Annotated in this window: 12 protein-coding genes and 1 pseudogene; 4 read left to right on the top strand and 9 right to left on the bottom strand. The window is 68.6% G+C overall.

Translation table 11 applies throughout. The annotated features are described in order from the left end of the window. Positions 1-137 precede the first annotated feature (137 nt). From ACZYZ5_RS05765 to ACZYZ5_RS05755, 3 genes are all read left to right on the top strand, one after another. Positions 138-1532, top strand: a complete 1395-nt coding sequence (locus tag ACZYZ5_RS05765) for an OFA family MFS transporter (RefSeq protein WP_463900181.1) — start codon at positions 138-140, stop codon at positions 1530-1532. Between the two features lies 1 nt (position 1533). After that, entirely contained in the window at positions 1534-1665 is a 132-nt protein-coding gene (locus tag ACZYZ5_RS05760) for an MFS transporter small subunit (protein ID WP_463899930.1), read from the top strand. A gap of 100 nt (positions 1666-1765) precedes the next feature. Beyond that, on the top strand, positions 1766-3559 hold the full coding sequence (locus ACZYZ5_RS05755; RefSeq protein ID WP_463900179.1) for a gamma-glutamyltransferase family protein: 1794 nt from the start codon (positions 1766-1768) through the stop codon (positions 3557-3559). Between the two features lie 79 nt (positions 3560-3638). Here ACZYZ5_RS05755 and ACZYZ5_RS05750 read toward each other — a convergent pair whose 3' ends face one another. The 8 genes and pseudogenes from ACZYZ5_RS05750 to ACZYZ5_RS05715 all read right to left on the bottom strand — a co-directional run bounded on the left by ACZYZ5_RS05750 (position 3639) and on the right by ACZYZ5_RS05715 (position 10509). Further along, a complete protein-coding gene (locus ACZYZ5_RS05750) occupies positions 3639-4037 on the bottom strand; it encodes a VOC family protein (RefSeq protein ID WP_463899928.1) in 399 nt (132 codons plus the stop codon). An 88-nt stretch (positions 4038-4125) separates the two neighbouring features. Beyond that, positions 4126-5346, bottom strand: coding sequence for an alpha/beta hydrolase (locus ACZYZ5_RS05745; protein ID WP_463899927.1), 1221 nt, complete (start codon positions 5344-5346; stop codon positions 4126-4128). Between the two features lie 118 nt (positions 5347-5464). Continuing rightward, entirely contained in the window at positions 5465-6112 is a 648-nt protein-coding gene (locus tag ACZYZ5_RS05740) for an HNH endonuclease (RefSeq protein ID WP_463900177.1), read from the bottom strand. Next, a pseudogene (locus ACZYZ5_RS05735) lies at positions 6009-7184 on the bottom strand (DUF222 domain-containing protein); the annotation flags it as partial. The pseudogene ACZYZ5_RS05735 and the gene ACZYZ5_RS05740, both read right to left, overlap by 104 nt. An 87-nt stretch (positions 7185-7271) precedes the next feature. After that, positions 7272-8075 (bottom strand): YqjF family protein, encoded by an 804-nt coding sequence (locus ACZYZ5_RS05730; RefSeq protein ID WP_463899926.1) that lies wholly within the window; start codon positions 8073-8075, stop codon positions 7272-7274. A gap of 137 nt (positions 8076-8212) precedes the next feature. Continuing rightward, positions 8213-8602: a DUF1622 domain-containing protein gene (locus tag ACZYZ5_RS05725; protein ID WP_463899924.1), complete on the bottom strand. Its 390-nt coding sequence runs from the start codon at positions 8600-8602 to the stop codon at positions 8213-8215. A gap of 42 nt (positions 8603-8644) precedes the next feature. Continuing rightward, positions 8645-9559, bottom strand: a complete 915-nt coding sequence (locus ACZYZ5_RS05720; RefSeq protein WP_463899921.1) for an SDR family oxidoreductase — start codon at positions 9557-9559, stop codon at positions 8645-8647. A 47-nt stretch (positions 9560-9606) separates the two neighbouring features. Then, a complete protein-coding gene (locus ACZYZ5_RS05715; protein WP_463899920.1) occupies positions 9607-10509 on the bottom strand; it encodes an MSMEG_6728 family protein in 903 nt (300 codons plus the stop codon). A gap of 215 nt (positions 10510-10724) precedes the next feature. On the opposite strand from ACZYZ5_RS05715, the gene ACZYZ5_RS05710 reads away from it, so the two are divergent. Beyond that, entirely contained in the window at positions 10725-11252 is a 528-nt protein-coding gene (locus ACZYZ5_RS05710; protein WP_463899918.1) for a hypothetical protein, read from the top strand. Positions 11253-11418: 166 nt separating this feature from the next. On the opposite strand, the gene ACZYZ5_RS05705 is transcribed toward ACZYZ5_RS05710, so the two are convergent. Next, on the bottom strand, positions 11419-12159 hold the full coding sequence (locus tag ACZYZ5_RS05705) for a transglycosylase family protein (protein WP_463899917.1): 741 nt from the start codon (positions 12157-12159) through the stop codon (positions 11419-11421). Positions 12160-12198 lie beyond the last annotated feature (39 nt).

The raw sequence follows: 12198 nt of genomic DNA, 5'->3' as shown, positions 1-12198 counted from the left end.
TCTCCTACCGCTCGTCGCATAAATAGTACGTTTGCTTTCGATTTGCACCATGATTGCCGGAGGCAACGGCCGAATTCGGGCCGTTCGCCTCTACGCCGTTGGGACACCGACGTCTTCGACAAGTAATGGGAGCACTTATGGGCTGGCTGGACCGAGAACGAACGATCGCCCCACCCGGATTCAACCGCTGGCTGGTGCCGCCCGCAGCGCTCGCCGTGCACCTGTGTATCGGCCAGGCGTACGCGACGAGTGTCTACAAAACTGCGCTGGTGAAGCACTTCGGCGCCAGCCTGACCGAGATCGGCGTGATCTTCTCGATCGCCATCGTGATGCTGGGCCTCTCCGCCGCCATCATGGGCACGTGGGTGGATAAGAACGGCCCGCGCAAGGCGATGTTCACCTCGGCGATGTTCTGGGCCAGCGGCTTCCTGATCGGCTCGCTCGGCATTTTCAGCAGCCAGCTCTGGCTCGTCTACCTGGGCTACGGCTTCATCGGCGGCATCGGCCTGGGCATCGGCTACATCTCGCCGGTCTCCACCCTGATCAAGTGGTTCCCCGACCGGCCGGGCCTCGCGACCGGCATGGCCATCATGGGCTTCGGCGGCGGTGCCCTGATCGCCAGCCCGGTCTCCACCGCGCTGCTGAGAATGTACGACCCCAATTCCGGCGCCAAGGGCTGGGTGGCCAGCGGCGACTCCGTCGGCAAGCTGTTCCTGACCCTCGCCGTCGTGTACCTCGCCTACATGCTGTTCGGTGCCTTCACCATCAAGGTCCCGGCCGAGGGTTGGAAGCCGGCCGGCTTCGACCCCTCCAAGGTCAAGGCCGCCACGCTCGTCACCACCGACAACGTCTCCGCCAAGAACGCCGTCAAGACCAAGCAGTTCTGGCTCGTCTGGATCGCCCTCTTCTGCAACGTCACCGCCGGCATCGGCATCCTGGAGCAGGCCGCCCCGATGATCCAGGACTTCTTCCGCCAGTCCGACGGCGTGTCCCTGGTCAGTGCCGCCGTCGCCTCCGGCTTCGTCGGGCTGCTCTCGATCGGCAACATGTCCGGCCGCTTCGCCTGGTCCGCCACCTCTGATGTGACCGGACGCAAGCGCATCTACATGATGTACCTCGGGGTCGGCGCCGTGCTCTACACAGTGCTGGCACTGGCCGGCTCCTCCAGCACCTTCCTCTACGTGGCGCTCGCGTTCGTCATCATCTCCTTCTACGGTGGCGGCTTCGCAACCGTCCCGGCCTACCTGCGCGATCTCTTCGGCACGTTCCAGGTCGGGGCGATCCACGGCAGGCTCCTCACCGCGTGGTCCGCGGCCGGCATCGCCGGACCGCTCATCGTCAACGCCTTCCTGGATGCCCAGGGCAAGCCGGGTCAGCTGACCGCCGCGTCCTACCAGCCCGCATTGCTGACCATGGTGGGGCTGCTGGTCATCGGCTTTGTGGCCAACCTTCTGGTCAAACCGGTCGATGCCCGGTTCCACGAACCACGCCCGGACCGCGTCCGGGCCGAAGAACCCGCCATGGAGGCCTGAGATGAGCACTGCCCAGACATCGGTGAAACCGTCCACCACCGGGAAACTGGTCGTAGCCTGGGCGCTGGTCGGCGTGCCGCTGGGGTACGGCGTGTACGAAACCCTGACACGAGTTGCGGCCCTGTTTGGCTGACACCGCTGCAGGATCCGTGGCAACCGCACACGCCGTTTCCGCGGCGTTCACGCGCCCGGAGACGTTCACCACCCGGCCCACGCTGCAGGGCACGTTCGGGATGAGCGCCTCCACGCACTGGCTGGCGACGGCGGCGGCCCAGGCCGTGCTGGAACGCGGCGGCAACGCGTTCGACGCCGCGGCGGCGGGAGCGTTCGTGCTGCATGTCGTTGAGCCGCACCTGAACGGGCCCGGCGGGGACATGACCGGCGTCTTCGTCACCGCCGAGGCGCCGGGCACGCCGGTCGTCCTGATGGGCCAGGGCCCGGCCCCGGCCGGGGCTACCGTGGAGCACTATCTCGCCGAGGGCCTGGAACTGGTGCCGGGCTCGGGGGCGCTGGCCGCCGCGGTGCCCGCTGCCGTCGACGCCTGGCTCCTACTGCTGCGCGACCACGGGACCTGGGAACTGGCCGAGGTGCTGGACTTCGCGATCGGCTATGCCCGCGACGGGCACCCCATGCTGGGCAGAGTCGGGACGACCATCGCGGCCGTGGCAGAGCTGTTCCAGACGCACTGGCCCACCTCGGCCGAGCTCTGGATGCCCGGCGGGCGGATCCCAGCCCAGGGGGAGCTGGTCCGGAACCCGGCCTACGCCCGGACCTTGCAGCGGCTCGTCCTCGCCGGGACGGCCGGTCCGCCGGCGTCTCCGGTTGTCTCTCCGGCCGGTCCTGCTGGGCAGTCCCGCGAGGGCAGGATCGACGCCGCCCGCCGCGAATGGCGCGAGGGCTTCGTGGCCAAGGCCATGGCGGACTCCGTCCAAACCCCGCACCGGCATTCCTCCGGCACGGACCACCGGGGTGTCCTCACGCTGCAGGATCTCGCGGGGTTCGAGGCCGGCTACGAGCCGGCCGCCACCGTCGAGTTCCGCGGGCATACCATTGCCAAGACCGGCCCGTGGGGCCAGGGCCCAGCGCTGCTGCAGACCCTCGCCCTGCTCGAGGGGTTCGACGACGAGTATCTCGATCCATCCACCGAGCTCGGGGCGCACACCATCCTGGAGGCCCAGAAGCTGGCGCTCGCGGACCGCGAAGCGTACTACGGCGACACGGACGTGCCGCTGGAGTATCTCCTGTCCGAGGAGTATTGTGCCTCCCGCCGGGAACTGATCGGCGAGCGGGCCTCGCACGAATTCCGGCCTGGTTCGGTACCCGGGAGGGCGCCGTACGTGCCGCCGCTGCGCACCCACTACACGCCACCGGCGCTCGGGGCCGAGGGTTCCGCCGGGCTCGGGGTGGGGGAGCCCACCGTGGCGCCGAGCGGGGAGACCCGCGGCGATACCTGCCATATCGACGTCGTGGACCGCTGGGGCAACATGGTCTCGGCCACCCCCTCCGGCGGCTGGCTGCAGTCCTCTCCCGCCATTCCGGAGCTGGGCTTCTGCCTCGGTACCCGGCTGCAGATGACCTGGCTGGAACCGGGCACACCGTCCACCCTGACGCCGGGCAAACGGCCGCGTACCACGCTGACGCCGACCCTTGTGCTGCGGGACGGCCAGGCCGTCACCGCGCTCGGTTCGCCCGGCGGTGACCAGCAGGACCAATGGCAATTGCCGTACCTGTTGCGCACCATCGTCGGCGGATACTCGCCGCAGCAGGCCATCGACGCCCCTACCTTCCATACGACGTCGGTGCCCGGGTCGTTCTGGCCGCGCACCTGGGAGCCCGGCGGCGCCGTCGTCGAGGACCGGCTAGGGGAGGACGTCATCGAAGGCCTTGAGCGGCGGGGGCACATCGTCACCCGCACCGGCGATTGGGCGCTCGGGCGGCTGTCCGCCGTCGTGCGGGATCCCGAGACCGGGGTGCTGCAGGCCGCGGCCAATCCGCGCGGGGCGCAGGGTTACGCCGCGGGGCGTTAGCGCAGGAGTTGTGGGGCCTGCGGGACTCGCCCGGAGCCACCCGACGTGTCGGCCCGGGGGAGCCGGACGTTCTGGAACCTCAGCCGGTGAATTCGTTGAGCGCGATCAGGTTGCCTTCGGAGTCTTCCAGGAACGCGGATTTCGCCGGCCCGAAGTCCATGACGTCCCCGCTGGCCTTGCCTACGACGCCGGCGAAGCTGGCGGGTGCGGGAGGCTGGAACGTGGCGCCCCGGGCTTTCAGCCCTGCGACGATCTCCTCGATGCCGGTGACCATGAAACTGATCACGGGGTAGCGCGGTGGAACGCGGTCCGGCATTTCGCTCAGCGCAATGCTCGAGCCGTTTGCCGCCCCGAACACCATGGGGTCATCCGTTGGGCCGGTAAGCAGGTCGAGGCCGAGCACGTCACGGTAGAACCTGCGGGCGCGGTTCCCGTCTTGGGCGGGCAGGATTGGATTGACATAGAAACGGTTGAGCATGCTCTGCCTCCTCGTTCACAGTGAGACTACGGATGCTTCCATCGTGGCAGAGTGCGGCTGTCGGCAACCGGGGCTGAGGCAACTAATGTCAGCGGGGTGCCACAAGCCGGTCCATGAAGCGGACCGACGCCGCGGCGATCTCCTGCTGGGCCTGTTCGCGGGAGATGCCCGGCTCGCCGTCCCCGGGCTGCTCACCGTAGTTTCCGAAGAAGGCGTGCACGCCGCCCTCCACTGTTGCGTAGATGGCGGTCGGGGGGAGCAGGGGCTTCGACGCTGCGATCTTGTCCGGAGTGGTGAGGCCGTCGTTCGAGCCGGAGATCGACAGCACCGCGAGGTCACCGGACTCCGCCATGCTGTCCGCGGGATACGAGGCAAACAGCAGAAGCCCGGACACCTCGGGGTTCGACGTCGCGAAGGCGGACGCGCTCACTCCTCCCAGCGAGTGGCCGCCGACCGCCCAGGAGGTGACCTCAGGGTGCCGATCCATGGCTCCGCGTGCCTGGCCTGGGTGCAGCAGGGAGATGCCCAGCTGTACCTTCAAGATGACGACCAGATAGCCGGCGTTCGCGAGCGGGCGGAGGATGTCTTGATAGGCGCGGGCATCAACCCGCGCCCCCGGGTAGAAGACGAGGCCCGCCCTGGCCTTGCCTCGCGGGGCGAGGGTAATGGTGGCGGCGTCTTCGGTGATGCTCGTCCTGGTAGTCCCGGATGACCCCAGGCCCTGGCCGGCCGGACCGCCGGGTTGGTACGTAAACGGGTTGAGCCACGCCAGAGCCGCAACGATGCCCACAACAACAATCCGGACCCCGAGGCCGCGTATCAGCTGCCGGCCCGAGGCCTTGCGCTGTGGCCGTTGGTGTCTTGGCATGTTCAGGTGGTTGTCCCGGCTCCAGCGCTCGAGCAGAGGCGAGCGTAGGACCAGTCTGTACATCCAGAGGAGGCCCAGTGCGGCAGCGGCCGAGAGAAGGATGGGCAGCGCGGGGTGGCCGCCGAGGACGGCGCTGTTGCCCAACAACATCCAGAGCGGGACCACAATCAGCGCCAAAGCAGCGAAGACGCCGGTCCAGTCCAGGACTGCCGAGCCGCGGCGCATGGATTCGGGCCCCACGGACGGGAGATGCGCGGATTTGGAGTCCGCGGTAGTCAGCGCCGGGCATGGGGCTCCAAGCTCGCGGGCTCCATGCCCGGGGGCTTCCACCGGGGCATCCTTCGGGGCGGCAACACTGGAGTGCCCGGGGGCTTCCACCGGGCCATCCTCCGGGGCGGCAAAACTGGAGTGGCCGGGGTCGTCCGGACTGGCATCCTTCACAGTTCGATGTTATCTCCATGATCGAGATATCTGGATCGTGGTATGTCCGCACGCCACCCTTGACCTTTTTCGCCCGCTGCCTGCTCGCTTCCCGCCTGCGACCCTTTTCGGCCGCAGGTCAGGCTGCGGTGGCGAGGTCTGCGGGGCGGAAGTAGTGGTTGCGTCGGGGTTTTTGGCGTGGGTCGAGGTGGGGTGGCGGGATGAACCAGGGGATGCCGGTGCGGATCTGGATGGTCCAGTGTTCTTTGTGGATCACGTGGTGGTGGTGGGAGCAGAGAAGTGCCGTGTTCTCTGTGCCGGTCGTTCCGCCGCGGGACCAGTAGTCGATGTGGTGTGCTTCGCACCAGGGCGCGGGGATGGTGCTGCCGGGGAACGCGCAGCCCTGGTCGCGGGCGGTGAGGGCTTTGCGGATGTGCGGCGGGAAGACCCGTGAGGCCCGGCCGATGTCCAGGATCCGGCCTTCGCTGCCGAGGAGGACGGGGATGATGTCCGCGTCGCAGGCGATCTTCCGGACCGTGGACGGGGCCGGTGAAGAGCAGGTTTCCGGTGTGCTCCGTCGCGGCTCCCGGGCGGAACGGACCGCCGGCGGTGCCCTGCGGGTCCCCGTCGGTGTGTCCGAGCCGGGCGAGCAGGTCGCGGTAGTCGATGGTGACCATGACCTGGGGCCGGAGTCCTCCGGCGGCGGGCAGGGTGCCGGCGGCGAGGGCGACCTTGCAGGCGCCGGTGAGGCCGTCGAGGAGTTTCTGCGGGCGTGAGCGCAGGTCAAGCGGGACGTCCCCGCCGTCATCACCGCTGTCCGGTGCCCCGCCGGCGGCCGCGGTTCCCGTTGTCTCCGCGGCCGTGGTGCGGGGGTTGGTGGCGGTGTTCATGACGGTGAGGAGGTGTTCGAACTGTTCGGCGGTCGCGAAGATCTCCAGGTGCTGGAGTCCGTGGCGGGGTTTGCGGAGGAAGGCGCCCTGGAGCTGGCGCAGGAGCTCCTCGGAGGGCTCGACGCCGTCCTGGTCCAGCGCATCGGTCCAGCTCCGGGCCACCCGGGCCAGGAAGTCCGGGTCGTTCTCGACGGCGGTGCGGGTCAGGGCGTGTTCCATCCCGGCCGCGGCGTCGGCGTCGCAGACGTGCCGGACACGGTCCAGGGCCAGGGTGATGATGGTCGCGGCCCGGGAGGCGACCTCACCGGCGGCGACGGCGGAGCCGAGTTCCCCGTGCACGGGCGGGAGTGGTTCGCCGGTGAATCCCTGCCGCGGCAACAGACTCTCCGCGAGGCAGAGCCGGCGGCGGGCCTCGGCGGCGCTGATCCGCAGCCGCGCCCGCAGGAACTCCGTGGTGTTCCGGTACCCGTCATCCCCGGCAGCACCAACAGCAACGACAACAGCCGGGTTGGCAGCGCCAGCAGGGGAGTCCACAGCAACAGCCGGGGCGTTCGCGGCTCCCGCCGCGGCCTCGGCCACGCTGTCCGGACCGGCAATCCCCGTCCCGGCCTCCGGGGAAGCGCCGGGGCCGGAGCTCTCGCGCCAGCCGGTGGTCCACGAGGTGGCCGCCTTCGTGGCGGCGGCCGCGGCCTGTTTCCGGGTCCGGTCCACGGCCCCGGCCGCCACGAGCTGATAATACTCCGCGATCCGCGCGAGCTCCTCCACGGTGCCGGCGAAATCCGCGGCGTCCTGGAACCCAAGGAGCGCCGCGTCCTCGACCGCCGTCGAACCCGCCTCCCGGAGTATGGCGAGGGCCTCAGCCACACCGTCCACAGCGGGCTGTCCGGCCCGGGAGGTACCGCGGCCGGTGCTGTGTTCAGCGTCCCGGTCCGTGTCCTCGAAAGCAATGAAATCCCTGACGGTTTCCATGACACAAAATCTACCGCCGAGCTATGACATTCTTTGCGACCCGTTACCCCGGCGTCAGAATCCCGTCGCAGGAGGATTCAGGAAGACTCAGGACCCCTCATCCAGAAACCGTGGCCGGCCAAACTGGGTGCGAACCCCGGGCGAGAAGAGCACCGATTCGGGCGGTCCCGCGACGTTGATACCGGCCGAAGCGACCAGCTGATCCTCGACGTGGGTCAGTTGCGCCCGGTACAGCGGCCACGCAGTGTGCGTGTTGGGAACATACAGGGTCCTGCCCCTGAACCGGGTATGCAGACCGAACCGGGCTGTGACGTGCAGGGACAGCGGATCGGTGGCTTCGACGTCGAACTCCGGGGCAACCGCAAAGTCGCTCCGGGCGCCGCCCCGAAACCGCCGCACCCAGTACCCGGCCCGGGGTCCGACCGCGCCCGCCGGGACGACCGGTCCCGTCTGCCCGGCCGGCCGGGCCAAAGGATCCAAAGCCCCCACACCGCGGAACCCCGCCCGCGACCACACATAAGGAATCCCGGCCGCCCGCGCAGCCAGCACGACCGCCAGCCGCGTCGCTTCCAGGCTGAGGAAAACCACACCCCGGGTCCCGTCGGGCTCCCGGGAGTAGAGGCGCACGTTAATCTCGTTGAAGCTCCCGAAATAGGGGATCCCGGGCCCGCGGCCCACGCCGGCGCCTTGCATGCGGAACCCGATCAGCCCCACCCAGGCGGATCCGTCGAACTCGTCCGGCACCACACCCGCCGGCATGAACGGCGCTGCAACAGCATGAGGGATCCGCCAGTGGAGAAAGACCGCATCCGTCCACCGCTGATCCATGATGATCGGGGTCGGAAGTTCAGGGGCATCCGGCCAGGGATCGGGACGCAGTAAGGCGGGCATGCTAGTTCAGGGGCCGCGTGGTGTCCGGAAGTGCCCCGCCGGCAAGGAGTTTTCCGGTCGCGTCGGCCAGGGCAAGGGAGACGGCGGATTCAGTCATGTCCCGAGCCTAACTGCAGCCTCTGACGGCCGGAAGCGATTCAGCCCGAAGGTGACGCGGCGGAGGAGCCTTCGGATTCCTTCTGCCAGGGCCAGCGGCCGGTGATTTCAAGCTCGAGCGAGAAGCTCAGGAAGGTCCGGATCAGCACGATTATGGCGAGCACACCCACACTTTCATAGGTGGGTGCGACGGCAACGGTTCGAATGATGTCGGCCGCCACGAGCAGCTCCAGCCCGAGCAGGATGGAGCGGCCCAGAAGTTGCCGGTAGGAGCGGTAGACGGAGAGCGGTTCGGAGCCCGCAGGCCGGCCCCGTGGCCGGAACCCACGGAGCGCCAACGGGATGGACACAACGGCGCCAATCACCATGACGGCCACGCCGGCCACGTCCATGCAGCGGCCGGCGGCTTCGATCATCTCCGGAAGTTCCATTGTTTCCCTCACTGGAATGCTGGCGGCTTGAACGGGGAAGCCTTAGGCGTACCGTACGCCCACTCCGGCGAGGATGTCCCGGTAGCCTTCGCGGAAGGTCGGGTACCGGAACTCGAATCCAGTGCTCCGCAACAGCGCATTGCTGCAGCGTTTGTTGCCGCCCCGCGACGGCTCGCCGCCGCCGGGCGCGTTGCCGCTCTGTGAGCCGCCGCCCTGCCTGCCGCCGTCAGCGGTGTCCGACGGCGGCCGCGGAAGTCCCAGCTCGGCGGCCAGGAAGCTCAGCACGTCGCCGAGCTCTGCCGGCTCGTTGTCCACGCCCAGGTACACCGGTCCCGGGACGGACTCCATGGTGCACAGGTGGACAATCGCGGCCGCGGCGTCGTCGCGATGGATGCGGTTGGTAAAGCGTGACTCCGCCGGAATTACCGCGGACCCGCCGCGGACCTGGTCAATGAGCCGGGTCCGCCCGGGACCATAGATACCGCCGAGCCGCAGCACCACCGGGCTGATTCCGGTGCCGCTCAGCCGGCTGGCGAGGAGATCCTCCGCCTCACGGATGATCCGGCCCGAGAACCCGCCCGGTGCCGGCGTCGTGCCTTCATCAATCCAGTCCCCGCCGGCATCGCCGTAAACGGCGGTGGAGGAGACGAACAGCACCCGCCGGACCGGGGCGCCGGAGTCCAGCACGGCGTCCAGAACGTTCGACAACCCGTCCACATACGCCGCGCGGTAGGCAGCCTCGGTGGGGGAGTCCGCCGCAATCGCGACGACGACGGCGGTGGTTTCCGCCGGGAGGGGCGGCAGCTTCCCGGCGCTTAGGTCAGCCGCTGCACCTTCGATGGCGAGCGGAAGTTTCTCCGGCGACCGCCGCCAGCCGACCACCCGGTGGCCGGCTGCGGCGAACCGCAGCCCCGCCTCCGTGCCCAGATCGCCGCAACCGGCCATAAGTACAGTCATGCTGGCCAGTCTGCCAGTTTTCGGCGGTCACGGCCGCCGAATCCGGGTTAGCGCGCCGGGATCGGGAAGAAGACCCGCGGATCCTGCAGCAGCGCCGGGTAGTCGAAGTCCGAGCGGTTCAGGATCTCGTCGACCTTGAAGTTGCGCGCGAAGCGGCCCTCCACGGTGATCGGACGGCCCAGGACCTTGCCCACGGCGAAGGACGCACCGCCGTCGAACGGGACGGCGACGGTCGAGTTGCCGGGAAGCGTGTTGAAGGCTTCCTCCTGCTGCTGGCGCTTGCGGGTGGGCTTCTTCACGAGCTGCTTCGGCGGGAGCTTGCGCTGCTTCGGGGGGCGGCGGGCACCGGAATCGGCGTAGACGAACTGGTACTCGTCGTCGCCCGCGGCGGCGGCCTTCGCCTTGCCCACGAGCGGCAGGCTGACGGTGTCCAGCTTTTCCGGCTCGGTATCATCGAGCGGCAGGCGGAGAACCCACATGCGGTCGCCCGCAGGATCCTCCGGCACCAGCTCAAGCCGGGGCTCGGGCCAGACGTATTCCAGGTCAGGATCGGTATCCGGGAACAGCCCGGTGTAGAACTTCGGGTCCTTGGCGATCAGCCGGGAGCGGTGGCTCAGGTGCAGTTCGGGGGCTCCGAGCCACGGCGGCATGGGGATCTTCGCTGCGTAGTCGGGGTGCGCGGCCTGCGGGGCGAATTCCATGATCTTCTCGCGGGTGGTGTCTTCGCCGCCGCGGGCCGTCCACTCGTCGACCACGGTCAGGCCGTAGAGGGTCAGCGCGGGAACGTACCCCATCCACATCCGGATGGCCGGGTGCGACTGCCAGCCGTATTCCGGAATCACCAGCGCACGCAGGGTTTGCAGCGCTTCAACGCGCTGCTTGCCGAGCCGTGCGCGGTCCAAAGCCGCGGCGCTCTGCTGGAAATCGGGGAACGGGAGAAAAGTCTGCATCTCTCCAGTTTGAGGCCAAGAAGCCAATGCACCAATTGCGGGCCGTCGCGGGTGAGCGTGTTCACATTTTGGAATGGGACTGACAGCCACACTGTCGGCGCGTAAACTAACACAAAACAGCCCCGCCCCACGGAAGACACGCGCCCATGTCGACGAATCCAGTACTTGTATCTGCGGCGCCGCCTGCGCCTGTCCCGCTGCCTAAGTATGGACAATTGTTGAGTCCCGATGCGCACGGCATCCTGGTCTTGGAGGAGTTCACCATCGATCCGGCGGCTGCCCGCAAGGAGCAGAACGGTTTCCGGACAGCACTGGCCTCTGTGGCGCTTACCATGCGGCGGCTGCTCGCGCTCCGGCTGTTCATTGCGTTCGTGGCGATCGGCAACCTTCCCCTGTTCCTGCTCTCTAGCGGCTGGGAGATCTACGTCATCTCGCTGACCCTGGTGGTGGCCGTCCACGCCGGGGTGTCCTGGCTGAACCGCCACGAGCCCAAGATCCGCCAGCAGCGGATGCTGGAACTCCACCTCAACCGCGAAAAAAGCGACAACTACCGAAAAGTCCGCGACGCCGTGAAGTATGTCATCGACGCTCCGGCCCGCATGAACGAGAACCTCTACCTCGAACTGCTCGCCGCCAAGCGGGTGGCGCTCCACCTCGCCATGGGCACCGTGGCCCTGCTGGACACCAGCGACGACACCGCGTGGAAAGTGCGGATCGTCCGCGAGATTCCGCAGGCCGCCTGAGTCAGGCCGCCTGAGTCGGGCTGGTTGCCGCCTCTGGCAGCCGCGGCCCTCGCGGAACGGACAAAAGAAGACAGGACGACGCCGGAGAGTCCCCCTGGGGGAACGCTCCGGCGTCGTGGGTTTAAGCGTTGCCGCTAGAGCCTGCCAAAAACCGGCTGAGCTCAGGTCAGGCGGGGAGCTGCAGTACCTGGCCCGGGAACACGACATCAGGATCGCTGATGGTGGCCGCGTTGGCATCGGCCAGCAGCTGCCAGCCACCGGCAATGTTGAGCTTCTTGGCGATCTTGCTCAAGGTGTCGCCGCTCTGGATCGTGTAGCTCTTGCCGCTCACGGGGACTACCGCCGCGTGGCGCGCTGCCGGGGCGGCTGCCTTGGGAGCGGCGGCCTTCGGGGAAACGGCCTTGGGAGCCGCGGCCTTAGGTGCCACAGCCTTGGGTGCCACAGCCTTGGGTGCTGCAGCCTTGGGTGCTGCGGCCTTAGCGGGCGCCTTGGCCGCCGGGGCAGGAACGGAAGCGGGCGCCACTGACGTGCTCTGCGGAGCGACTGCACCGCCGGTCAGGCCCAGTTTCGCGGCGCAGGACGGCCACGCTCCCCAGCCCTGGCCGGCCTGGACGCGTTCGGCGACGGCGATCTGCTGCTCGCGGCTGGCGCTGGCCGCAGACCCGGTGCCGCCGTAGGCCGCCCAGGTGCTCGGGCTGAACTGCAGCCCGCCCGCGTAGCCGTTACCGGTGTTGATGCCCCAGTTGCCGCTGCTTTCGCACTGGGCCAGGGAATCCCAGACGGACCCGGACGTGGCGGTGGGGACAGCTGCGTTCGCAGCCGAGGCGGACAGTGCAATGCCGGCGATCGAAACGGCGGCAAGAGTGGCGCCGCGGCGCGCGGCAGTGCTGTAAAAGGACTTTTTCATGGGGGTGATGCTCCTGAGGGCCACCGGTGCTCGGTCCGT

It is taken from the genome of Pseudarthrobacter ribosi (assembly GCF_055412865.1).
This window is presented reverse-complemented; position numbering and strand designations above follow the sequence as displayed.